This window comes from Nocardia mexicana NBRC 108244, assembly GCF_001613165.1.
GTDB classification, from domain to species: Bacteria; Actinomycetota; Actinomycetes; order Mycobacteriales; family Mycobacteriaceae; genus Nocardia; species Nocardia mexicana.
Genome location: NZ_BDBV01000077.1, coordinates 25,358 through 47,440, shown reverse-complemented (window position 1 = coordinate 47,440; position 22,083 = coordinate 25,358). Strand labels below are relative to the sequence as shown.

Here is a 22,083-nt window from a genome sequence, read left to right as displayed (position 1 = left end):
GCTCCTTCGTCGCTTGCGCAGCGGCACCTGAAAACCGAGACGCGCCGAAAACCTCCCAGGTGTAGTCGCTTTGGCTATCGCTCCGCGGCCGGGGTTGGCAAGGTGGGCGAGCCGAGAGGGTGCGGAGACGCTCTGCTCGAGGCGGCTCCTGTTCGACTCGCTCCTGCGTCGCATTGCACTGCGGTGCAGGTTGTTTGCCGTATCGACGGCTTGTTTCCCTTTATCTGCGGAAGAGTTTGTTGCCCAGCCAGACGATCGGGTCGTACTTCTTGTCGACCACTCGCTCCTTCATCGGGATGAGGGCGTTGTCGGTGATCTTGATGTGTTCGGGGCAGACCTCGGTGCAGCACTTGGTGATGTTGCAGTAGCCGAGGCCGAAATCCTCCTGGGCCATTTCGCGGCGGTCGGCCACATCCAGGGGATGCATTTCCAGCTCGGCGACCCGCATCAGGTAGCGCGGGCCGGCGAAGGATTCCTTGTTGTCCTCGTGATCGCGGACCACGTGGCAGGTGTCCTGGCACAGGAAGCATTCGATGCACTTGCGGAATTCCTGCGAGCGCTCGACATCGACCTGCTGCATCCGGTAGTCGCCCGGCTTCAGATCCGCCGGTGGCGTGAACGACGGGATCTCGCGCGCCTTCTGATAGTTGAACGACACGTCGGTCACCAGGTCGCGGATGACCGGGAAGGTGCGCAGCGGCGTCACCGTGATCAGCTCGTCCTGCGTGAATGTCGACATCCGGGTCATGCACAGCAGTTTCGGGCGGCCGTTGACCTCCGCCGAGCAGGACCCGCACTTACCGGCCTTGCAGTTCCAGCGCACCGCCAGATCGGGCGCCTGGGTGGCCTGCAGGCGGTGGATGATGTCGAGCACGACCTCGCCCTCGTTCACCTCGACGGTGAAGTCCTGCAGGCCACCACCGTCGGTGTCGCCGCGCCATACTCGGAACCGGGCGTCGTAACCCATTGCTACGCATCCCCTTTCGCTGAGGAGCCCGATGCCGACGGATGTGCGGCGAGTTCCTCTGAGGTGTAATACTTTTCGAGCTCACTCAGGTCGAACAGGGCGAGTAGTTCGTCGCGCATCGGCACCTGCTCGGCCCGCGTCACCGTCACCGCGGGCACCGTCTGGCCCACCTCGTCCGGATCGGTGCGACACACCAGCAGGGTGTGGCGCCAGGTGGGGTCCATCCCCGGGTGGTCGTCGCGGGTGTGCCCGCCGCGGCTCTCGGTGCGCAGCAGCGCCGCCTGCGCGACGCATTCGCTGACCAGCAGCATGTTGCGCAGATCCACGGCCAGATGCCATCCGGGATTGAACTGCCGGTGGCCCTCCACGGTGACGTTGTCGTAGCGCTCGCGCAGCTCGGCGAGCCGCTCGATCGCCTGCTGCAGCTCGTGCTCCTTGCGGATGATGCCGACCAGGTCGTTCATCGCCTGCTGCATATCGGTGTGCAGGGTGTAGGGGTTCTCGCCCGGACCCTCGCTCGGCGGATCGAACGGGGCCAGCGCGGTTTTCGAGGCCTCGGCGATATCGGCGTCGGCGACGGCCGGTCGGTCGGCGCCGAGTTGCTCGACATAGGTCGCGGCACCGAGCCCCGCCCGCCGCCCGAACACCAGCAGATCCGACAGCGAGTTGCCGCCGAGCCGGTTGGAGCCGTGCATACCGCCGGAACACTCACCGGCCGCGAACAGGCCCGGAACGGTGGCGGCACCGGTATCGGGATCGACCTCCACCCCGCCCATCACGTAGTGACAGGTGGGACCGACCTCCATCGGCTCCTTCGTGATGTCCACGTCCGCAAGCTCTTTGAACTGGTGGTGCATGGACGGCAGCCGCCTCATGATCTCCGCGGCGGGCATCCGGGAGGCGATATCGAGGAAGACGCCGCCGTGCGGAGTGCCGCGGCCCGCCTTGACCTCTTCGTTGATGGCGCGGGCCACCTCGTCGCGCGGCAGCAGATCCGGCGTGCGGCGCGCGGAATCGTTGTCGCGCAACCACTGATCGGCCTCGTCCTCGGTCTCCGCGTACTGTCCCTTGAACACCGGCGGGATGTAGTCGAACATGAACCGCTTGCCGTCGGTGTTCTTCAGCACCCCGCCGTCGCCGCGAACGCCCTCGGTGACGAGGATGCCCTTCACGCTGGGCGGCCAGACCATGCCGGTCGGGTGGAACTGCAGGAACTCCATATTGATCAGCGTCGCCCCGGCCCGCAGCGCCAGCGCGTGCCCGTCGCCGGTGTACTCCCAGGAGTTCGACGTCACCTTGTAGGACTTGCCGATTCCGCCCGTGGCCAGCACCACCGCCGGGGTCTCGAACAGGACGAAACGGCCCGACTCCCGCCAGTATCCGAACGCCCCCGAGATGCGGTCGCCGTCCTTCAGCAGATCGGTGATGGTGCACTCGGCGAACACCTTGATGCGCGACTCGTAGTCGCCGGTCTCCGCGTAGTCCTCCTGCTGCAGCGAGACGATCTTCTGCTGCATGGTGCGGATGATCTCGAGGCCGGTGCGGTCGCCGACGTGCGCCAGCCGCGGATAGGTGTGACCGCCGAAGTTGCGCTGGCTGATCCGGCCGTCGGCGGTTCGATCGAACAGCGCCCCATAGGTTTCCAGCTCCCAGACCCGTTCCGGGGCCTCCTGGGCGTGCAGCTCGGCCATGCGCCAGTTGTTGAGGAACTTGCCGCCACGCATCGTGTCCTTGAAATGCGTTTGCCAGCTGTCCTTTTCGTTGGCGTTGCCCATGGACGCCGCGCAGCCGCCCTCGGCCATCACGGTGTGCGCCTTGCCGAACAGCGACTTGCACACCACCGCCACCGACAGCCCGTGCTCGCGGGCCTCGATGACCGCACGCAATCCGGCGCCGCCGGCACCGATCACGACGACGTCGTACTTGTGCCGTTCGACTTCAGGCATGGAACCGAATACTCCTGGTGGACGGGGTGTTTGGGAATCCGGGGATCAATTGACGAACCGCAGATCGGAGATGGTGTCGCTGGCGACGAGCATGACGTAGAAATCGGTGAGCATCAGCGTGCCCAGCGTCGTCCACGCCAGCGCCATGTGGCGGGTGTTCAACCGCGACACCTGGGTCCAGAACCAGTAGCGGACCGGATGCGCGGAGAAGTGCTTGAGTCGGCCGCCCGCGATGTGCCGGCAGGAATGGCACGACAGCGTGTAGGCCCACAGCAACACCACGTTCACCAGGAGCACGATGTTGCCGAGGCCGAAGCCGAAGCCGCCGGACTTGCCATGGAAGGCGACGATCGCGTCATAGGTGTTGACCACCGAGACGAGGCACGCGACATAGAAGAAGTAGCGGTGCACGTTCTGGATGATCAGCGGAAGCCGGGTCTCCCCGGTGTATTTCGCGTGCGGCTCGGCCACCGCGCAGGCCGGCGGGGAGAACCACACCGCACGGTAGTAGGCCTTGCGGTAGTAGTAGCAGGTCAGCCGGAACAGCAGCAGGAAGGGCAGCACCAGAAAGCCCAGCGGGATCCACATCGGGAGCTCGCCCACCCAGTGCCCGAAATGCGCCGCGCCCTCCACGCACGAGGTGCTGACGCACGGCGAGTAGAACGGCGTCAGATAGTGGTAGTCGGCCACCCAATATGCCGTCCGCACAAAGGCTCTCACGGTTGCGTAGATGATGAACGCGGACAGCCCCAGCACCGTGATGAGCGGCGGTAGCCACCAGCGGTCGGTGCGTAGCGTCCGCGCCGCGATGGCCGCGCGGCCGAGGCCGAATACTCCCGTACCCGAATCGGGCGTGCGTGTAGGTGCGCTCGCAAGCTCGCTCACTGCAGGATGCCTCGCTGATCTACCCCGTGGAACGTCATCGTTACCTCCGGCATCGGATGTGATGGTGAGCACCATACGGCACCCCTGCTATGACAGGTGCCCGGTCCCGGCAATATCAGCCCGCCTCGACAGCTATGATTTGCGCCACATTTTCTGATCATGTGGCGCGGCGGCCTCGACAGTGAACCGTAAGCAAACCTCACGAACTGTGCTGGACCACAGCGCCTTTCGAGCCATGTCCGGAATCGGGTTGTTTCAGACCGCATTCGCGCCGGTCGGGCCGTCACATGCCAGCAACAACGCTGTGGTGCGCTGCTCCCCCGGCGGATGACGCGGTCCCGGCGAATGCCCGAATCCGAGTGTGCCGCGGGAATGCGCGACGGTTGCGCGCCGCGTCATGGGCATGACGTTGCGGCGCCCGAGAGTTCGGGCCGCGACCGGCGGGACGCGGGGTCGGCCGCCGGGATGCGATCAGGGCCGCGGAGCGGTTGGCTGGTGGCACCCGCTGCGGGAGAAGTGAGGAGCGGTGATGAGGAGAGCGGCGATCGTGGCGCCGGTGCGGACACCGGCCGGGGTCGCCGGCGGCGCGCTGGCCGCACTGCCGCCGCAACGGCTGGCCGCCGCGGCGATCACGGGGGCCGTCCGGCAGTCCGGGGTGGACGCCGCCCGGGTCGACGAGGTGGTCCTGGCGGGTGACCACGGATTCGGCCGGTTCGCCGCGGCGGCGGCCGGACTCGAGTCCGACGTGGCCGGTTTCGATATCGAGGGGCACGGCGGCACCGGGTTACCGGCGCTGATCACCGCGGCGATGATGGTGCACACGGGCGCCGCGACGGTGGTGGTCGCGGGTGGCGTGCACACCGCCGCGCCGGTCGAGGCGCTCGTCATGCCGGACGACCCGGCGCACGTCGAGCGGCTGGCCCGCGCCTACCGCATCACGCGCGCGGAGTCCGACGAATTCGCCATGATCAGCCGCCGCCGGGCGGCGCGGGCATGGCGGCAGGGCATCTTCGACCCCGAGACGGTACCCGTCGTCGCGGCGGCGCCGGACGAGCTCCGCCACCGATCCGAAAGTGCCGTACCGCATCTGGTGGATCGCGACGAGCAGCTGCGGGCCGATGTGTCGACCCGCGCGCTGGCCGGCCTGGCCCCGCTGCTGCCCGGCGGCGTGCTCACCGCGGGTGCCGTGTGCGCGCCCGCCGCCGGGGCTGCGGCGTGTCTGGTGGTTGCCGAGGACCGGCTCGTCGATCTCGGGCTCGAGCCGATCGCCTATCTGACCGACTGGGCGGCCGCGGGAACCGACGGCAGCATCCCGGCCGCCGCCCCGGCTATCGCGAAACTGTTGTCGCGCAGCGGCGTATCCCTCGGGGAGGTCGATCTGCTGGAGGTGGCCGAGGGCTCCGCGGTCGAGGTGCTGGCGCTGGCGCGGCATTGCGGCTGGCACGACCTGGACCTGCTGGATGTCAACGGCGGCGCGATCGCACTGGGGGATCCGGGCGCCGCGGCGGGCCCGCGGATGACGACGACACTGCTGCACGAACTCGTGCGCCGCAACGGGACCTACGGCCTGCTCGCCGCCGACTCGGGCCCCGACCGCGGCACCGCCCTGCTGTTCGAATCGGCCGGTGCGGCCCCGACCTCCGTCGCGCCCCGAGGCGCCCGCTTCCACGGCATGCGAACCCGCCGCTCCGGCCGCCACCGCGCCTGACCGAACCTCACCGCCGACCGCGCGACGGCACTGCGGGCAACTCGGGCGCATCCGATTCCGCGGACGGTCACCCGGCCCGAGACGGTCATCGAGTTCGCGTGCGGGTCATCCACACTCGCTGGGCTGTTCGTGTCCATCACGTCCCCGGGCGCGCACGCCGAACCGCGAGCTGGGCGGCCCGGCTCGCGGCGAATAGAGCTGTGGGTTACTTGGTGCGGGGGCGGGAGTGGAAGCCCAGGCCCTCGTCCTGTGCGCCCATCCAGGCGGCCTCGTCGGACTTGCTGTCCGGGACGTAGATGGTGTCCTGCGCGCGGCGCGTGGCGACCTCCGGCGGGGGCGACTTCTCGAACTCGTCGGCGTCGATGGCGAGCCGCTCGAGGTCGTTCTCCAGGCGCCGCACCGAACTGGAGTCGCCGTAGTGGGACCGCAGTGCACCGATGCACTGCCGGAGCTGTCCGACCGCGAAGTGCAACTCCGCAATCTCGCTGCGTGTCATCGAAACCCTCCTCGAGCCCTGTGACTGACCACACATCGTGATCTACAACACAGTACGTGATCTTTCCCGACCTGGCTCGTCCGAATCCGAAAAAGGCACATTTACCTCGAATTCGCGGGGATGCGGAGGCGCACGGGATGCGGGTTCAGCCCGCGACCGCGTACGCTTCTCCGCCGCTCACGGCCGTGACGGCCCGGTCCACCAGCGCGGCGACCGCCGCCGCCACCTCATCGGCGCGTTCGAGGATGACGCTGTGGCCGGCGCCGTCGAGGCGGACCAGTTCGGCCCCGCCGAGCTGGGAGGCCAGCACCACCGAATGCGCGAACGGGATCATGATGTCGGCCGAACCGGCCAGCACCAGGGCGGGCAGATCGGCCAGCAGCCGCAGCGTCGCGGTCTCGTCGAAGCGGATCAGCGAGTCCAGGAAGCTGGCCATGGTCAGCAGCGGCGTGTCGTTGAGCATCGCCGTCGCGACGGCGACCATGCGCGGGCTCACCTTCCGGGTGCCGAAGCCCGCATCACGCACGATCGGTTCGAAGATGCGGCGGCTCAGCTGCTTCGACGCCTGCATCATCCGCGGTGCGCGCCGCACCGCCAGCTGCAGCGAGGACACCGCTCGCCGGTTCAGGAATCGCGCGAGGCCGACGGTGGTCAGGCCGCCGGCCGCACCGGCGAGCAGACCGATCCCGATGATCCGGGCGCCGATCGCCGCCGGGAACAGGCGGGCGTAGGCGAGCACCACCATCGCCCCCATCGAATGCCCCACGAGCACAACGGGACCCGTCGCCGCCACCGCGCGCAGCACGGAGTCGAGATCGTGCCCGAGCTGGTCGATGGTGTAGGTCGCCGGATCGGCGGCGCCCGACTCGCCGTGGCCGCGATGGTCGTAGAACACCATGCGGGTGTCCTCGCCCCACTGCCGATACAGCTGATCGCGCAGGAACGACCAGGATTCGGTGCGCAGGCAGTGGCCGTGCACGAACACCACGGTCAACGGTGCGCTGGGCGAACCGAATACGCGCACGGCAAGGGTGGTGCCGTCGTCGGCGCTGACGGTGACACGGTGGCCGTCGTAGTCGGCGGCGCGAAGTGCGATCGTGGACATAACGTCCCCCTCGGGAGTCCGCTCTTGCCCGGTTGTCGATAGAGATTTCCAGTGCGTTAACCGCTCGAACCTGGCGTTATGGAGGCGTTGCCGAACCGCCTGTCTCTCCGCGATCTTCGGGCGGCACTGGGTGTTCCGAGGTGGTCATCAAAATCTAGGAAAATCTAGTGTCCTATCTAGATGGAGGTATTTATTGGTTTCGAGGATTCTGCTGAGCTTGTTCTATCTAGGACCTGATTGGTCCTAGATGGTTCGTAGGGTTCTGGTCATGAGCTTCGAGAGCACAGAGATTCGTCCCTTCCGCATCGACATTCCGCAGGCCGATCTGGATGACCTGCAGCGGCGGCTGGCCGAGACGCGGTGGGCCCCACAGCTTCCCGGCGAGGGCCGCAGCCGCGGTGTGTCCGTCGCCGAGCTGCGGGAGTTGGTGGAGTACTGGCGGACCGAGTTCGATTGGCGGGCGCAGGAGGCGCGGCTCAACGAGTTTCCGCAGTTCCGCACCGAAATCGACGGTACGGATGTGCATTTCCTGCATGTGCGGTCCGCCGAGCCGGATGCGTTGCCGCTGGTGCTCAACCACGGCTGGCCCAACTCGTTCGTGGAGTTCGCCGAGCTGATCGGCAGGCTGACCGATCCCCGGGCGCACGGCGCCGATCCGGCCCGGGCCTTTCACGTGGTGGTGCCGTCGGTGCCCGGTTACGGCTTCTCCGCGGCGCCGCGCGATACCGACTGGAGCGCCGAACGGGTCGCCCGGATGTGGGTCGAGCTGATGGCCCGGCTCGGCTACGACCGATACGGCGTGCAGGGCGGTGACTTCGGCAGCTATGTCGCCACGGCGATGGCCGAGGCGGCGCCCGATCGCGTGACGGGCCTGTATATCACCGGCGGACTGGGCTTTCCGACGGCGCAGGACCTGCCCGACCTGAACGACGAGGAACGCGCGGCCTACGAGGCGCTCATGTCGGCGGACTGGGTGCACGGTGTCGACCACCACGCGCTGCTGCGTTCGGCGCCGCAGACGTTCTCCTACGGCTGGAACGACTCGCCGGTCTCGGCGCTGGGGTGGATGCTGCAGAAATTTCACGACTTCAGCGCCGCCGCGCCCCTCGACGAGGCGATCGACCGCGATGCGCTGCTGACCAATGTCGGCCTCTACTGGTTCACCGAGACGTTCGGCACCTCGGCGTGGTCCTACTACGCGACCGGCGAATTCGCGTGGCCGACGGGTTCGGCGACGGTGCCGACCGGGGTGTACAGCGGCGACGCCCCCAGTATCCGCCGCCTCGCCGAGCGCACCGCGAAGATCGTGCACTGGCCGCAGGGCAATCCGGCGGGCCATCACTTCATCGCGATGGATCAGCCCGATGCGTACGCCGCCGACCTGCGGACCTTCTTCGATGCGGTCGATGGATAAGCCTTGTGATAGAAATCTACGTCTACCTAGCCACCATGCTAGATAGCCGTAGATTTATATCCAGAGCGCGTGAACCCCGGCCGACCGCGGACCGCCGACCCGCAACACGACGCGCGCTGCACCGAACGGGTGCGCTGAATCGCGCGGACACGGGCCGGCGGCCATCCGGTCGGCGTCCGGAGTCCTACGGTGCCGCCTCCGTGCGGGTCGACGGCAGGAACGGGTTCAGCAGATTCTCCTCGGTCGACGGCCCCACCTGCCATTCGGCGATCCACGGGCCGGTGCCCTCGCTGGGATCGAGCACGCCGGTCTCCAGCCACTGGTACCGGCCGTCGAGCACGCCGCGGGCGACAGCGGTATCGGCGTCGTCGGTGTTGTCCCACAGCGCGTCGAACAGCCGCTGCACCCGCAGGCGGGCCTGCCTGCAGAAGGTGTCGGCCAACTGCTCGGCCGCGGCGCCCTCCGGGCCGCCCTCCACCCGCAGCGCCTGCGCCCGCACGCAGGCCGCCGATATCGCGAACAGTTCGGCGCCGATGTCGACTACTCGGCCCAGGAAGCCCTGCCGGTACTCGAGCTTCGCCTGCCAGCGCCCCATCGCGTACATCAGCGAGCGCGCCTGCTTGCGCGACATCCGCTCGACGAAGCGCAAATGCTTTGCCAGCGGTCCGAATTCGGTATACGTGGCGGGCACCGAGCCGCGACCGACCGCCAGCTGCGGGAACCACTTGGCATAGAACCCGGTGGCCCCGACCGCCGCCTTCGCCTTGTCCTTGAACTCGGCCTTCCGGTCGACCAGGGCGCCCGCGGCCGTCATGTGCGCATCGGCCATTTCGCGCGCGATCAGCAGTCGCATGATCTCGCTGGAGCCCTCGAAGATCCGGTTGATCCGCAGGTCGCGCACCAGCTGTTCGGCGTTGACGGCGCGTTCGCCGCGCGCCTTCAGCGAGGCCGCGGTCTCGTAGCCGCGCCCGCCGCGGATCTGCACCAGCTCGTCGGCGATATCGCAGCTCATCTCGGAGGCCCACAGCTTCGCCAGCGCCGCCTCGATGCGGATGTCGTTGCGGTCCTCATCGCACATGGTGCCGGACAGATCCAGTGCCGCCTCGAGCGCGAAAGTCGTTGCGGCGATGAAGGACAGCTTCGATCCGACGGCCCCGTGCTCGCCGACCGGCCGCCCCCACTGCACGCGGGTGGCGCTCCATTCGCGGCCGATCTTCAACGACCACTTGGCCGCCGCCGTGCACAGCGCGGGAATGGCCAGCCGACCGGCGTTGAGGGTGGTGAGCGCGATCTTCAGGCCGTCGCCCTCACGCCCGATCAGGCTGCTCTTCGGGACCCGCACGTCGTGCATGCGGGTGACGCCGTTCTCGATGCCGCGCAGGCCCATGAACGCGTTGCGCCGCTCCACGGTGATGCCCGGCGAATCCGCCTCCACCACGAAGGCGGAGATGCCGCCGCGGTGCCCCTCGCTGCGCGGCACCCGGGCCATCACGACCAGCAGTTCGGCCACGACACCGTTGGTGGTCCACAGCTTCACGCCGTTGAGCCGGTAGGCCTCGCCGTCCTCGGTCGGGGTCGCGGTGCTGGCCATGCGGGCCGGATCGGAACCCACATCGGGCTCGGTGAGCAGGAACGCGCTGACGGCGCCTTTCGCGCAGCGCGGCAGGAACTCCCGTTTCTGCTCGGGGGTGCCCGCCAGCTTCAGCGGTTCCGGTACGCCGATCGACTGGTGGGCCGACAGCAGCACGCCCAGGCTGGGGTGGGCGGACCCGACGATCATCAGCGCCTTGTTGTATCCGACCTGCGAAAGCCCTTGCCCGCCATACTCTTCGGGGATCTTCAGCCCGAAACAGCCGAGCTCGGCCAGGCCCTTGACGTAATCGGCGGGGATCTTCGAGTCGGCCTCGATGACGGAGCCGTCGATGGTTTCCACATAGGCGCGCAGCCGTTTCAGATAGGCCTCGGTCTTGGCCGTGTCCTCGGCCGACGGCCGCGGATAGGGATGGATCAGATCGAGCCGGAAGCGCCCCAGGAACATCTCCTTCGCGAACGACGGTTTGGCCCAGGTGGTTTCCCGAGATTCTTCGACGAGTGCGCGGGCCTGTTCTTCGGTGGCGTCGACTTTCGCGGTGGTCGTCATGATGTCCTCCATCGGACGTGATCAGAATCACATCCGAGTGTAGGAAACTTTGTTACTCGCCGGTAGGCCTGTAAGGCGACAGATCTGCACCGAAATTCGGATGATCTTGCTGCGCTACGGTTGTCGACTTGACAGCGGCAGTGCCGATGTGGGGTGCTGGCAGGGGCTCGGGTGGAGAGGAACGGGCTCCCTTCGGAGGGATCAGGGATGCTGTTGCGGCCAGGGCAGGTCTTCGCGGGCTACACGATCGTCCGCACGCTCGGAGCGGGCGGGATGGGCGCGGTCTACCTCGCCAACGACCCGGAGCTGCCGAGACAGGTGGCGCTGAAGGTGCTCGACGAGCGGCTGGGCGCGAATCCGCGCTACCGCAGCCTGTTTCGCCGCGAGGCCGAGATCGCCTGCCGCCTCGATCATCCCAACGTGGTCTCGGTGTTCAACCGCGGCGAAGAGGGCGACGCCCTGTGGATCGCGATGCAGTACGTGGCCGGTACCGATGCCGGGGAGCTGGTCCGCGGCACACCGTCGGGTCTGCCGCCGGAGCGGGCCGCCCACATCGTGTGCGAGGCCGCGCGCGGACTGCAGCACGCCCACGACCAGAACATGCTGCATCGCGATGTGAAGCCGTCGAATCTGCTGGTGGCCGCCGGGGACGGTGCGGGCGATCGGGTCCTGGTCGTGGATTTCGGGCTGGCCCGTAACGCCGACGGGGAGGCCACCGTGACCGAAACCGGTTGGCTGGACTGCACACCCGCGTATGCGGCGCCGGAGGTCCTCGCCGGACGCGTCGTCGATCGCCGGGCGGATATCTATTCGCTCGGCGCGACCCTGCTCGCGCTGCTCACCGGTGCGAATCCCGGCGGCCGCTCGCCGCGGCCGGAGGCGGAGCCCACGCAGCCCGACGACGAGACGCTGACGCCCACGCGGACCCAGCCGGAACTTCCGGCGGCCCTCGACGCCGTGATCGCGCGGGCCATGGGCGACCAGCCGGAGCAACGCTTCCAAAGCTGCGCCGAATTCGGGCGGGCCGTCGCGGATGCGGTGCGGGCGGGCGAATCCCCCACGCGCCGTGCGTTTCTGCCCGCCCTGATGCACGCGCGGCCCGCGGCACTTCGCGGTGTGCGTCCGCTCGCCCTCGCCGCCGGAATCGCGGTCGTCGTCGCGGCCGGTGCCGTCGGTGCGGTCACGCTGATCCCGGACGAACCCGAGACCCGCGGCGCGCCACCGCCGCAGCCGAAGCCCCCGGCGACGACCAAGCACTGCTACTGGACGACCCGGGCCCCGGTCGGTAACGGCTACTACGTCGAATTGCCCAGCGGTGCAGCCGATCACGACGAGGCGCAGTGTGTGCTCACGGGCGGCGATCGGGGCGACGCGGTACTGGCGGTGCAGCGAGCGCTGCGGCTGTGCCACCACATCCCGCTGGAGACCGACGGCAGATACGGCGATGCGGTGCGCGGCGCGATCCAGCATCGGCAGACGGAAACCGGTGCCAGGGTGGACGGCCTCTACGGTCCGGAGACCCGCACGAAGAGCCTGGAATGGCCGGTATTCCGGTCCCCGGACAACACGTTCGCCGACCGATGCGCCGCGGTGCCCTGACGCCCGCCCCGGAAGTCACTCGCACTTGGCGGATTTGGCGATCCTGATGCCGTTGAGCGTTCCGTTGCTCAGGTCGAAAACCTGCCCCGGAGGCAGGCACAGCTGCTTGCCGCCCTCGAACCTGAGGTAGGCCACGTCGTCGTTGCGCGTGTTGTAGGCAAGGCGTGCACCGTGACTCGCCGCGCCGGGCGGGATGTTCTGCCACTCGGAGGTGACGTCGTTGAACTCGCCGGTCCGGCGTCCGCTGTCGTCGTAGAAGCAGACGTTGGGATAGGGGCACTCGAGTGCCGCCTGGGCGGGCGCCGCCGCGATCACCGGGGCGCTCGCGACTGCCATGACCGCTGCGGCCGCCGCAAGCAGTCTCCGATTGGCCGGTCGATGCTGAAATATGGTGGTACGCATGTGCGGGACGCTAGAAGCAGGCGCCAATGGTTCCCCAACGGTCCGCTTAAGGCATGCGCTACCGAAGCCGGAAACACGTTGTGGCCCAACCCGTGCGGTGCGAGCGGGTCGCTAGCTCGGAGTGGACCGGAGGTAACGCCCGAAGTGCGGCACCGTGAATCCGATCGTCCCGCGCTCCGCCGAGTAGATCAGCCCCTTCTTGATCAGCCCGTCGCGCGCCGGGGACAGCGATGCGGGCTTGCGGGCCAGCTCCTTGGCGACCGTGGCGGTGGCCACCGGGCCGTCGTCGCCGGCCAGATCGGCCATGGCGCGCATGTACTCTCGCTCGGCCGGGGTGGCGCGCTCGTAGCGGGAGCCGAAGAAGCCGACCGCCAGCTCCTCCTCGGCGGCGGGCGCGGCCAGCTCCACGTCCTCGGCGCCGATCGGGCTCTGCGCCGCGACATCCCAGGTGGCCTTGCCGTAGGCCTGCACGAAGTACGGATAGCCATCGGCCTTGTGGTACAGCACATCCAGCGCGGACTCGGTGAACTCGACCTGCTCGCGCTCGGCCGGTGCGATCAGCGCCAGATCGGCGGAGGCGCGGTCCAGCCGGTCGATGCGGTGGTAGCCGAACAGCCGCTCCGAGTAGCTCTTCTGCGCCGACAGCACCGCGGGCAGATGCGGCAACCCCGCTCCGACCACGATCAAAGGCGTTGCCTCCTGGCTCAATTCGTGGCATGCGCCGCAGATCGCGGAGATGTCGGCGGGGCCCAGATCCTGCATCTCGTCGATGAAGATCGCGATGCCGACGCCGATATCGTGGGCGAGCTGCCCGGCCGCCATCAGCAGCTCGACGAGATCGATCTCGATATCGCCCGAGTCGGCGCGCCCGGTGACGGCCGGGACGTCGATGCCCGGCTGCCAGCGATCGCGCATGCCCTTGTCGGCCGTGGCGCGCAGCGCGAAAGCCTTGAGAATGCCCAGGAAGTCGTCGACCATCTCCGGATTGCGGTGTGCGACAGCGATCTGCCGCACGGCCATGTGCAGCGCCGAGGCGAGCGGGCGGCGCAGCTCCTGATCCGGCCGGGCCTCCATCTTGCCGGTGCCCCAGCCGCGCGAGCGGGCGGTCGAGCGAAGCTGGTTGAGCAGCACGGTCTTTCCCACTCCGCGCAGTCCGGTCAGCATCACGCTGCGCTCCGGTCGGCCGCGCGAGACGCGTTCGAGCACGATGTCGAAGGCGTCGAGCTGCTTGGCACGACCGGCGAGCTCTGGGGGCCGCTGTCCGGCGCCGGGGGCATACGGATTCCGCACGGGGTCCATGCCCGTACACCGTAGCCCGTCGCAATCGGATTATGGGGACATCTATCGAATGCCCTAGAAATAGCTATCGTTCGGCAGCGAGGTTGGGCAGAGTGTCATCCGAGCCGGACGGTCGGAATCCGGGGAATGCGGTCGCCCGATTGCGTCGACGCCGACCACGCGCGATGCCCGACTCTTTACGCTTGTCTTGTTCGCGAACCGGTTCCCCAGCGCAGGGAGAGGGTCATGTCGGAGGAGTCCATTCCCACTGTCGCCGAGGTGGTCGAGTCCTGGGCCGTGCCGGAGAACGCTCCGGTCGCGGCGCAGATCCGCAACAACATCCTGGTGGCGATCGAGCGCGGCTACGACGATCCGCAACTGGTCGCCGATCTCGCGGTCGGCCCGCTGGTGATGGCGCTGGGCGAGCTCGAGATCGGGCTGGCCGACGCGCGGCGGCGAATCAGCGAGCTCGAGCAGGCGCTGGATGCGCGCGGCGGTTCGGAGAACTGAGCCAGTGGCCGGATTGTGCCGTTCAGTCCGGTAACGCCCGCGCTTCTCGGTTCGATAACACCGTTGTCCGAGTCGATACCGTGCCGTTACCAAGTGGCGTGAGCACGCGAAATCGAGAGTCGTCCTGGGGATTTGTGGACGGCGGCTCGAGACACGGCCGTGTGGGGTGGACAACACAGCCGGGTAGTCGTAATCTCTTCGTGACCGATGGAGTCAGTCGCTTCGCAGGCGAGGCGGCCCATCGAGTCGCCGCCTAATCGGAGGTCGGGTGGGCAGCCCGATCGCCGAGCCGGGGACCCATGTTTGTGGGGTGAATCCCCTTCGGCCACACGGCCGGTGGGGTAGGGCCGATCTTCCCGGCCCGAACCCGTCAGCTAACCCGGTCGGCGGTGGGCAGGAAGAAACAGGAGACTCAGCTCGGTGGGTAAACACAGCTTGCAACGGGAATCTCGGCTCCCGAATTCCGTGAAGGGTGCGCTGGTTTTCGGCGCCGTCGCCGCTTCCACCGGCGCCATGCCGGCGGTTTCGGCACAGGCAGCCACTATCAACGTCCCCGGCTTCGGCAACTTCGATGTGCCGATCAGCCCGGAGTTCGATCAGCAGGTCGCTCAGGCGAACCAGGCGCTGGCCGACCATGCCGACCAGATCAAGGGCGCCCAGCAGGCGTTGTCGCCGCAGGCGATGCCCGCGCCGAACGCCGCCCCGGCGATGCCCGGCTTCATGCAGCAGCAGCTCACCCCCGCGGGTGAAGCGCTCGATGCGGCCAAGACCAAGATCGGCGCCCAGTACGTCTGGGGTGGCAACGGCCCGAACGGGTTCGACTGCTCCGGCCTGGTGAAGTGGGCGTACAAGCAGGTCGGCATCGACCTGCCGCGCACCAGCTTCGAGCAGTCGCACGTCGGCAAGCCGGTCGCCTACGAGGACCTGCAGCCCGGCGACCTGGTCATCCAGAACGGCGGCGGCCACGTGGCCATGTACGCCGGCGACGGTCAGATCCTGCACGCGCCCCAGGCCGGCGATCCGGTCGAGTACGCGCACCTGAACCCCGACTCGATCGTCACCGCCCGCCGGGTCAGCTAGGTTCCGTCCCGCTCGGCGCGGCGCGTAACCTTCTGGTCGTATGCGCGGAGAGACGGATCAGCAACGGTCACAGCCCGGTACGGCCCGGGTCGACTCCTGGGTGTGGGCCGTGCGTTTGTTCAAGACCCGATCGGCGGCTGCCACCGCCTGTCGGGGTGGGCATGTCCGCGTCAACGGCGTCGCGGTCAAACCCGCACATCAGATCAAGCCCGGCGACGAGGTTCGCGTCCGTGTCAACGGAGTCGAGCGCATCGTCGTCGTGGCGCGAATCATCCTCAAGCGTGTCGGCGCGGCCATTGCCGCCGAATGCCTGATCGATAAGTCTCCGCCCCCTCCTGCCCCCGAAATTGTCGCGTCCATGCCCCGCCGCGATCGCGGCACCGGGCGCCCCACCAAACGCGAACGTCGCGAAACGGACCGGCTGCTCGGACGCACTCCGGACTGAGCTATTTTCCCGGATCCGTGCTGCCGCCCCGATTCTCGCCCGGCGAGTTACGGCGCGCCGCGATCGCCACGCCCGTGGCCGCCGCCGCGATCGTGACCAGGGCGCCGAGCATCATCGCCGCTCCCTCTCCGGGTTCCAGCACCTGCAACTGCGAGCCGACGGTCACCGCGGCCACCGGCACTCCGATCTGCGCCGCGGCCAGCGTGGTGAGTGTGATCGGCTGGCCGAGCACACGCATCAGTCCGTGCGCCAGCACCGCGGCAACACCCAGCGCCAGTCCCAGCGCGATCAGTCGCGGCTGCTGTTCGAACTCGCGCAGATTCAGCCGGGCGCCGAGCCAGACGAAGAACAGCGGTGCCAGGAAGCCGTCGCTGATCGCGAACAGCTGCCGCGCCACCCGCCGCGGTTCGCCGACCCCGGCCACCGCGAGCCCGGCGGCGAAGCCCGCCAGCATGATCGAGACGTGGGTGCGGGTGGCGAGCGCCGCCAGTCCGAACAGCACCGCGAGGCTGACCCGCAGTTCGAGGGCGAACATGCGGTCCTCGGAGACCCGGTGGATCCGCTTGCGCACACCGGATCGCTCGAGCGCCCGCAGCCCGAACCACAGCGCCGCCGCGGCGACCGCGACCGTCACGGCGCCCAGTGCCGCGCGGCCCGCATTGTCGACATCGATCACCAGCGGCAATGCGACGATGCACGCGGTATCGGCGACCGCCACCTGCGCGGTCAGCTCCAGGATCGATCTGCCCTGCAGCCCTTGCGAATCGATGATCGGCAGCGCCAGGGCCGCCGAGGACGAGGCGATCAGCACCGCGTACAGCGCGCCGTGCCCGGTGTCGAACCAGGCGGCGAGGGCGAAGCCCGCCACGGCGGCGATGAGGCCGACCGCCACCGCCCGCAGTAATCCGACGCCGAGTGCCGCGCGAACCGCCGCCTGCCGCACCGGGACATGCGTGCCCGCGACGAACATGACCAGCGCGAATCCCATGTCGGCCAGGAAGGTGAAGATCGGATCCGAGGCGTGCAGCACCCCGAACCCGGTGGCGCCGAACACGATCCCGGCGAGCAATTCGCCCAGAATGACCGGGAGGTGCCAGGACGCACGCCACGACAGCAGGGGCCCGGCCAAGCCGAGCGCCAGAACCAGGGCGAGCGTCGAGAAGGTCAATTGACCAGCCTCCGCACTAGTGCCGATTTGATTGTGGGTGCAGCGCGCAGCGATGCCTCGCCCGCTCGGGGCAGATGGGGTCATGGGCGCGCTTGGCCGGATAAGGCGTTTGTCGGTGGGTGCAAACCGGCTTGACGCGCTGCGAGTCGACAATAACCCGACATTTGCTATCGAGGGAAGGTTTTCGCCGGAATTGAGCCGACTCGCAGTTGGTTACGCCGCCACCTCGGTGAATCCTTCGATGGCTCGCCACGCTCAGCACCGGGATCGGATTGCTGCCTCGCCCGGGCCGCCGTCGGGTGACCGGCGTGTCGCATGGGCTGTGAGCCGGATCCGCCGTTGTCGTCGGTGGTCCGGTACCGGCCGGAGTTCAGGGTGGATCGTGGTGGCGGGCATGGGGAAAGCCCTCGGTGAGGGCGGTGGCGAGGGTTGCGGCCGTGGGGAAGCCGAGCGGGGTGGTGATTCCGTTCGTTGCCGGAAACGCTCGGCCCGCTCGTTCGGGTAGGAGGCCGCGCAGGCGCTCGGCAAGGGGTGAGGTGTCGTCGGTGGGTGAGTAGTCCACCGCGAGTACGGAAGGCGCACGGTGGCTCAGGACCACGGACAGGGCGGCGATGCCGCGCGCGACATCGAACGGGGTGATGCCCGCGCGAAGGAGGTCTGCGTGATCGGCGGATGCGGTCGGGCCGGATATCCAGTCCCCCCAACCGATGCTGACGATGTGCTCATCGGTTCGGTTGCGCGCCAGGGCATCCAGGGCGGCATGCGCGGCGGCGTCGGCCGCCCGGTCGGAGGCCCCGAGCGCGCCTGTGGCCGAGGAGGAAAGCAGGACGAAATCGATCGGGTCGGTTCCGGTGAGATCGAGGAGATTCGCGGCCGCGGTCACCCTGGGTTCGAACGAGTCGGCGAGCAATCGCGATGTGACGGAGCGGAATTCGGATCTGCGCCGAATGCCCGCCGCGTGGACGACCCCGCGGATCGTCGATCCGCAGGCGCGAATGTCGAACAGCGCGTTGGCCAGATCGGCGCGGTCGGTGACATCGCAGCGGACCACGACGATCCGGTCGTCCACACCCTCGTGGAGCCGGGGCAGCGGGCGCGGTGTGCGGGTGAGCACCACGACGTCCCGGGCCCCGGCGTCGAGTAGCCAGCGGACGGCCACCGAGCCGAGGGCACCCAGGCCGCCGGTCACCACATAGGTGCCGCCCGGGCGAACGGCGATCGGTGCGGTCGCCGCGGGAGCCGGGCGGAAGTGGCGCGTGCGCAACGTGTGGCCGTCGACCAGAACCTCTTCGGGCCCGGTGGGATTCAGGATCAGATCGACGATCGGTGCCGGTTCGTCGCCGGTGGCCCAGACGAGCCGTGTCGGTCGCCGCGACTCCAGCTGCAGCGACCGGGCAAGTCCGGCTACAGCGTTCTGCGTGAGGGAGCCCCGGTCCCTCAGCACCATGCTCAGCGTTGCCGTCGCCGCATTGCCCTGCGCGCGCTGTAGCAGATCGAGCATGCTCGCGATGTCCGGGAGCGGTGAATCGGAGCGGTCCGCATCGGGCCATACCAGGGTGACCGCCGTCGGGGTCGCGTGGTCGGTCAGCATCGAGGAGACGATCGGCCCCGCGTCGGCCGGATCGCGTGCCACGCGCAGCGTGGGCAGCCGCCGATCGAGCTGTCGTTCCAGGGCTGTTGCCAGTGCGGATTCGCCGACGACAAGCACGCGCCGGAACGACGGAATCGATTGTGCGGCTACATGCTCGGGGGCCGTTACCCAGCACTCTTCGCTCAGAATCGACCGCGCCCATTCGGTAGCGGTGGCCACGGTCGGGTCGTAAACGGCTGTGCCGCGGAGCATTTCCGCTGCGGTGTCGTCGTGGCCGTTTGTCGGGTGCACGGCGGTCGGCTTCGTGCTGCCGGAGGGGCCGAGAGTCGCCGGTTGCCCGGAACCGATACGAGGCGGCGCGAAGCCGCCGTCACCCAGGCCGTCGGGTTCCGGATCGCGCTGCGCCGACGGCGATTCGACGGCCTCGGCGTGACCGACGCGGCCTTCGGCATACATCCTGGCCACGGCGGCGAGAAATGCCTCCGCCTCGTTGTTGCGGTCCGCCATCGGGTACGTCGAGTCGCGGAATTTCGCGTAGAAGCGTACGGCGGTTTCCAGGACCGGGTGCGGTGCCAGCTCCACCACGGTCGAGATGCCGCCGGATGCGGCCGTACCCAGGGCGGCCGCTAGATCCACTGGCCCGCAGACACTCTCGGACCAGTAGTCGATGGTCAGCTCGGCTGTGGTGATCACCTGACCGCCGCGAACGGTCGAGTAGATCGGTACGCGGGGGTTCGTGGAAACAACACCTTCGAGCCGGATCATGAAGTCCGGCAATATATCCGACATCGAACGGGGTTGCCGGGCGGGATCGTCGGCGAGGAGACGAACCGGTAGATCGCGCCGACGAGCTCGGCGCACCAGCGTCTCCACATAGCGCGGCACCCCGGATACGACCACCGAGCGAGGACCGTCCACGGCCGTGATCGCGACCGATCCGCGCACCGGCTCCACCAGGCGCCGGACCTCCTCCGGGGTCGCGGTCAGGACGGCCGTCGCACCGGTGGCGCCGGCCTGCATCAGCGCGTGCCCGCGCGCCACCGCGACGCGCGCGCCGTCGGACAGTGCCAGCGCCCCACTCACCACGGCACCCGCGATCTCGCCCACCCCGTGACCGGCCACGGCATCGGCACGAATCCCCCAGGCATTCAGCAGCTTCGCCAAGGCCAGCTGATAGGCGAAGAGCGCCGGTTGGGCGACGTCGGGAGTCTCGAGGCTCTTGGCGAATCCGTGCCGGGGTGTCCACACCCGCCGCCCCCCGGCGCGGACCACCGCATCGGTCGCCGCATCCACCACCCGCGCGAATACCGGATACCGCGCCGCCAGCGCCCGCCCCATCCGGGCATGCTCGCCACCCTGCCCGGAGAACAGGAACAGGACACCGCCCGGTGGATTCGACGACTCCCGGCCCGCCGCCGCGGGCGCGGAAGGATATGCGGGCGGAGGCTCGGTCATGGTGTCGCGCAGTGCTCGATTGTCGTGCGGTGCCCCATGTCGGTGCTCCCTCCCCGCGTTCGGCGGAGATCACCGGCGCTCCGGTGTCCCCCGGCGATTATGCCGAGAACTTGCCCGGCACAGAAGAGGCTTCCGGGTGGCGTCCACCATCGCCTGATGGGCGCAGCCGTCATAAGCCGCGCACGGCTGGAGCGAATGCGGAAGTACGCCTAACGTGGCGTCGTGAGGAATGAACCGTCGACACAGCGTGTCTCGTACACGGTGGCAGCGAGCGTCGGTGAGGTGACGCCGTGAGTGAACCGACCCAGCCGGACCTGGCCGCCGGGCGGCGCGGCGCAGTGAGCGCACTGACCGACTGCTGCGCGGCGCTGGTCGCGACGCCGCGCCGCCTGTTGCGCCCGCGCCGTCCCGACCCGCGGTTCCTCGCGAGCCTGGAGGTGGCCTCGCCGCCGCCGGCGCGCAACACCGTCGCGCTGACCGCCCTGGCGCAGGCCCGGATGTCGGCACCGGCCGCCGTCGTCGCGGAGGGCATGCGCAGCCTGCGATCGCTGCCCATGGCGATGGGCGCGTTCCTGGTGCAGCATCCGCAGGCCCGGTTCCTGGTGGATCCGGCACTCTGCGCGGGCGTGCACAAACGGGTGCTGCCCGGCCTGCCCTTTCCTGTCGGTCTGCTGGTGTCCCCGGAGAAGCCGGTGCTCGGCCTGGAGGACGCGCTGGCGGGACGCGATCTGTCCGGTGACGATATCGACTTCACCTTGGCCACGCATCTGCATTGGGATCACGTCTCGGGACTGCTCGAACTGCCCGAGTCGGTCGAATTGCGTGTCCCCGGAATCGAATACGAGTGGGCGATGAGCGGCGAATACGCTCCCTACGGTGTCGTGCGCGCACCGTTGCGGGATCGCCGCATCGGCACCCTCGAGCTCGACGGCCCACCCGTCCTCACCTTCGCCCGCAGTCATGACCTGTTCGGCGACGGCGCGGTGATCCTGGTCGACATGTCCGGCCACACCCCCGGCAGCCTCGGCGTGCTGCTCGCGGTGGACGACGGCACCCGAGTGCTGCTGGCGGGCGACGCGATCTGGAACACCGTGCAGATCGAGATGATCCGCGAGAAGGCCCCCATGCCCGGGCAACTCTTCGACGACGACCGCGACAAGACCTTCGAAACCATCCAGCGCCTGCATGAACTACCGGCGGGGATCGAGGTCGTCGCGAGCCACGACTACAACGCGGTGCTCGCACGCGCGTGATGTGGTGCGCATCACAGCCGATGGCCTGTCACAAGATCCGGGGTGCCGGCATCTCTTGTTCGTCAGATCGACAGCGACGAGCAAGGACGAAGTCATGGAACCCCGTATCAACCTGATGGACAACGAAATCGGCGCCAAGTTCGCCAAGCGGTTCGGCAATGCCAGCCTGGCGATCATGCAGTCGACGCTGCCGAAGGTCACGCAGGACCTGGTGATGCTGCGCGTCAGCCAGATCAACGGCTGCGGCTACTGCACCGACGCGCACAGCAAGGACCTCGCGCACGCCGGAGAGCCCGCGGTACGCATCAACCTGGTTGCCGCGTGGCGCGAGTCCACCGTGTTCACCGAGGCCGAGCGGGCCGCACTCGCCCTCGGCGAGGAGGGCACCCGCATCGCCGACGGCCACGGCGGCGTGTCGGACGAAACCTGGGCCGAGGTGCGCAAGCACTACGACGACGACCAAACCGCAGCCCTGGTCGCCCTGGTGGCCCAGATCAACGCCGCCAACCGCCTCGGCGTAATCGCCCGCCAACAGGGCGGCTCCTACGAGCCCGGCGCGTTCGCCCAGGCAAGCTGACCCGCACGCCGAACCCGGCCCGGCCCAACGCCATCCGACACGGGCCGGGCCCGCGCCTTCCCAC

Annotated in this window: 19 protein-coding genes and 1 riboswitch; of the genes, 8 read left to right on the top strand and 11 right to left on the bottom strand. The window is 68.6% G+C overall.

Going from position 1 to position 22,083, the window contains the following annotated elements; all coding sequences use genetic code 11:
* Nucleotides 1-220: 220 nt before the first annotated feature.
* The 4 genes from NM1_RS28830 to NM1_RS42565 form a co-directional block, all read right to left on the bottom strand.
* A complete protein-coding gene (locus tag NM1_RS28830; protein WP_068026746.1) occupies nucleotides 221-967 on the bottom strand; it encodes a succinate dehydrogenase/fumarate reductase iron-sulfur subunit in 747 nt (248 codons plus the stop codon).
* Nucleotides 968-969: 2 nt separating this feature from the next.
* Nucleotides 970-2,913: a fumarate reductase/succinate dehydrogenase flavoprotein subunit gene (locus NM1_RS28825; protein WP_068026744.1), complete on the bottom strand. Its 1,944-nt coding sequence runs from the start codon at nucleotides 2,911-2,913 to the stop codon at nucleotides 970-972.
* 45 nt (nucleotides 2,914-2,958) lie between these two features.
* The gene (gene sdhC, locus NM1_RS28820) at nucleotides 2,959-3,798 is read right to left on the bottom strand and encodes a succinate dehydrogenase subunit SdhC (RefSeq protein ID WP_068026742.1); all 840 of its coding nucleotides are present in this window, start codon (nucleotides 3,796-3,798) and stop codon (nucleotides 2,959-2,961) included.
* A gap of 255 nt (nucleotides 3,799-4,053) precedes the next feature.
* On the bottom strand, nucleotides 4,054-4,197 hold the full coding sequence (locus NM1_RS42565; RefSeq protein ID WP_157124019.1) for a hypothetical protein: 144 nt from the start codon (nucleotides 4,195-4,197) through the stop codon (nucleotides 4,054-4,056).
* 130 nt (nucleotides 4,198-4,327) lie between these two features.
* Here NM1_RS42565 and NM1_RS28815 point away from each other — a divergent pair, with 130 nt between their 5' ends.
* Nucleotides 4,328-5,506 (top strand): thiolase family protein, encoded by a 1,179-nt coding sequence (locus NM1_RS28815; RefSeq protein ID WP_084520146.1) that lies wholly within the window; start codon nucleotides 4,328-4,330, stop codon nucleotides 5,504-5,506.
* Nucleotides 5,507-5,711: 205 nt separating this feature from the next.
* Here the strand turns inward: NM1_RS28815 and NM1_RS28810 are convergent, their stop codons facing one another.
* Nucleotides 5,712-6,002 (bottom strand): Rv0250c family protein, encoded by a 291-nt coding sequence (locus NM1_RS28810; protein WP_068026739.1) that lies wholly within the window; start codon nucleotides 6,000-6,002, stop codon nucleotides 5,712-5,714.
* Nucleotides 6,003-6,147: 145 nt separating this feature from the next.
* A complete protein-coding gene (locus NM1_RS28805) occupies nucleotides 6,148-7,107 on the bottom strand; it encodes an alpha/beta fold hydrolase (RefSeq protein WP_068026737.1) in 960 nt (319 codons plus the stop codon).
* A 268-nt stretch (nucleotides 7,108-7,375) separates the two neighbouring features.
* Between NM1_RS28805 and NM1_RS28800 the strand changes: the two genes are divergently transcribed.
* Nucleotides 7,376-8,521, top strand: a complete 1,146-nt coding sequence (locus NM1_RS28800) for an epoxide hydrolase family protein (protein WP_068026734.1) — start codon at nucleotides 7,376-7,378, stop codon at nucleotides 8,519-8,521.
* Between the two features lie 184 nt (nucleotides 8,522-8,705).
* Here NM1_RS28800 and NM1_RS28795 read toward each other — a convergent pair whose 3' ends face one another.
* On the bottom strand, nucleotides 8,706-10,661 hold the full coding sequence (locus NM1_RS28795) for an acyl-CoA dehydrogenase family protein (RefSeq protein ID WP_068026770.1): 1,956 nt from the start codon (nucleotides 10,659-10,661) through the stop codon (nucleotides 8,706-8,708).
* 207 nt (nucleotides 10,662-10,868) lie between these two features.
* On the opposite strand from NM1_RS28795, the gene NM1_RS28790 reads away from it, so the two are divergent.
* Nucleotides 10,869-12,260 carry a serine/threonine-protein kinase gene (locus tag NM1_RS28790; protein ID WP_068026731.1) on the top strand — a complete coding sequence of 464 codons (1,392 nt, stop codon included), beginning with the start codon at nucleotides 10,869-10,871 and terminating at the stop codon, nucleotides 12,258-12,260.
* Nucleotides 12,261-12,275: 15 nt separating this feature from the next.
* Here NM1_RS28790 and NM1_RS28785 read toward each other — a convergent pair whose 3' ends face one another.
* Entirely contained in the window at nucleotides 12,276-12,662 is a 387-nt protein-coding gene (locus NM1_RS28785; RefSeq protein WP_068026728.1) for a hypothetical protein, read from the bottom strand.
* 111 nt (nucleotides 12,663-12,773) lie between these two features.
* Nucleotides 12,774-13,961 (bottom strand): ATP-binding protein, encoded by a 1,188-nt coding sequence (locus tag NM1_RS28780; RefSeq protein ID WP_068026724.1) that lies wholly within the window; start codon nucleotides 13,959-13,961, stop codon nucleotides 12,774-12,776.
* 225 nt (nucleotides 13,962-14,186) lie between these two features.
* Here NM1_RS28780 and NM1_RS28775 point away from each other — a divergent pair, with 225 nt between their 5' ends.
* The 3 genes from NM1_RS28775 (at nucleotide 14,187) to NM1_RS28765 (ending at nucleotide 15,975) form a co-directional block, all read left to right on the top strand.
* A complete protein-coding gene (locus tag NM1_RS28775; protein ID WP_068026721.1) occupies nucleotides 14,187-14,450 on the top strand; it encodes a hypothetical protein in 264 nt (87 codons plus the stop codon).
* Nucleotides 14,451-14,690: 240 nt separating this feature from the next.
* Nucleotides 14,691-14,854: riboswitch (cyclic di-AMP (ydaO/yuaA leader) on the top strand.
* A 16-nt stretch (nucleotides 14,855-14,870) separates the two neighbouring features.
* Nucleotides 14,871-15,530 carry a C40 family peptidase gene (locus tag NM1_RS28770; protein WP_246011466.1) on the top strand — a complete coding sequence of 220 codons (660 nt, stop codon included), beginning with the start codon at nucleotides 14,871-14,873 and terminating at the stop codon, nucleotides 15,528-15,530.
* Nucleotides 15,531-15,570: 40 nt separating this feature from the next.
* Nucleotides 15,571-15,975: an RNA-binding S4 domain-containing protein gene (locus tag NM1_RS28765; protein ID WP_068026715.1), complete on the top strand. Its 405-nt coding sequence runs from the start codon at nucleotides 15,571-15,573 to the stop codon at nucleotides 15,973-15,975.
* Nucleotide 15,976: 1 nt separating this feature from the next.
* Here NM1_RS28765 and NM1_RS28760 read toward each other — a convergent pair whose 3' ends face one another.
* Both NM1_RS28760 and NM1_RS28755 read right to left on the bottom strand, forming a co-directional pair.
* Nucleotides 15,977-17,143: a cation:proton antiporter gene (locus NM1_RS28760; RefSeq protein WP_068026712.1), complete on the bottom strand. Its 1,167-nt coding sequence runs from the start codon at nucleotides 17,141-17,143 to the stop codon at nucleotides 15,977-15,979.
* A gap of 370 nt (nucleotides 17,144-17,513) precedes the next feature.
* Nucleotides 17,514-20,189: an SDR family NAD(P)-dependent oxidoreductase gene (locus tag NM1_RS28755; RefSeq protein WP_068026709.1), complete on the bottom strand. Its 2,676-nt coding sequence runs from the start codon at nucleotides 20,187-20,189 to the stop codon at nucleotides 17,514-17,516.
* A 290-nt stretch (nucleotides 20,190-20,479) separates the two neighbouring features.
* Between NM1_RS28755 and NM1_RS28750 the strand changes: the two genes are divergently transcribed.
* Together NM1_RS28750 and NM1_RS28745 are read left to right on the top strand one after the other, a co-directional pair.
* Nucleotides 20,480-21,442 carry an MBL fold metallo-hydrolase gene (locus NM1_RS28750; RefSeq protein ID WP_211339436.1) on the top strand — a complete coding sequence of 321 codons (963 nt, stop codon included), beginning with the start codon at nucleotides 20,480-20,482 and terminating at the stop codon, nucleotides 21,440-21,442.
* Between the two features lie 94 nt (nucleotides 21,443-21,536).
* A complete protein-coding gene (locus NM1_RS28745) occupies nucleotides 21,537-22,019 on the top strand; it encodes a carboxymuconolactone decarboxylase family protein (RefSeq protein ID WP_068026707.1) in 483 nt (160 codons plus the stop codon).
* Nucleotides 22,020-22,083 lie beyond the last annotated feature (64 nt).

Excerpts from the sequence above, each read along its gene's own strand:
- NM1_RS28830 (WP_068026746.1), bottom strand. The coding sequence starts at position 967 with ATGGGTTACGACGCCCGGTTCCGAGTATGGCGCGGCGACACCGACGGT.
- NM1_RS28825 (WP_068026744.1), bottom strand. The coding sequence starts at position 2,913 with ATGCCTGAAGTCGAACGGCACAAGTACGACGTCGTCGTGATCGGTGCC.
- NM1_RS42565 (WP_157124019.1), bottom strand. The coding sequence starts at position 4,197 with ATGACGCGGCGCGCAACCGTCGCGCATTCCCGCGGCACACTCGGATTC.
- NM1_RS28815 (WP_084520146.1), top strand. The coding sequence starts at position 4,328 with ATGAGGAGAGCGGCGATCGTGGCGCCGGTGCGGACACCGGCCGGGGTC.
- NM1_RS28810 (WP_068026739.1), bottom strand. The coding sequence starts at position 6,002 with ATGACACGCAGCGAGATTGCGGAGTTGCACTTCGCGGTCGGACAGCTC.
- NM1_RS28805 (WP_068026737.1), bottom strand. The coding sequence starts at position 7,107 with ATGTCCACGATCGCACTTCGCGCCGCCGACTACGACGGCCACCGTGTC.
- NM1_RS28800 (WP_068026734.1), top strand. The coding sequence starts at position 7,376 with ATGAGCTTCGAGAGCACAGAGATTCGTCCCTTCCGCATCGACATTCCG.
- NM1_RS28795 (WP_068026770.1), bottom strand. The coding sequence starts at position 10,661 with ATGACGACCACCGCGAAAGTCGACGCCACCGAAGAACAGGCCCGCGCA.
- NM1_RS28790 (WP_068026731.1), top strand. The coding sequence starts at position 10,869 with ATGCTGTTGCGGCCAGGGCAGGTCTTCGCGGGCTACACGATCGTCCGC.
- NM1_RS28785 (WP_068026728.1), bottom strand. The coding sequence starts at position 12,662 with ATGCGTACCACCATATTTCAGCATCGACCGGCCAATCGGAGACTGCTT.
- NM1_RS28780 (WP_068026724.1), bottom strand. The coding sequence starts at position 13,961 with ATGGACCCCGTGCGGAATCCGTATGCCCCCGGCGCCGGACAGCGGCCC.
- NM1_RS28775 (WP_068026721.1), top strand. The coding sequence starts at position 14,187 with ATGTCGGAGGAGTCCATTCCCACTGTCGCCGAGGTGGTCGAGTCCTGG.
- NM1_RS28765 (WP_068026715.1), top strand. The coding sequence starts at position 15,571 with ATGCGCGGAGAGACGGATCAGCAACGGTCACAGCCCGGTACGGCCCGG.
- NM1_RS28755 (WP_068026709.1), bottom strand. The coding sequence starts at position 20,189 with ATGACCGAGCCTCCGCCCGCATATCCTTCCGCGCCCGCGGCGGCGGGC.
- NM1_RS28745 (WP_068026707.1), top strand. The coding sequence starts at position 21,537 with ATGGAACCCCGTATCAACCTGATGGACAACGAAATCGGCGCCAAGTTC.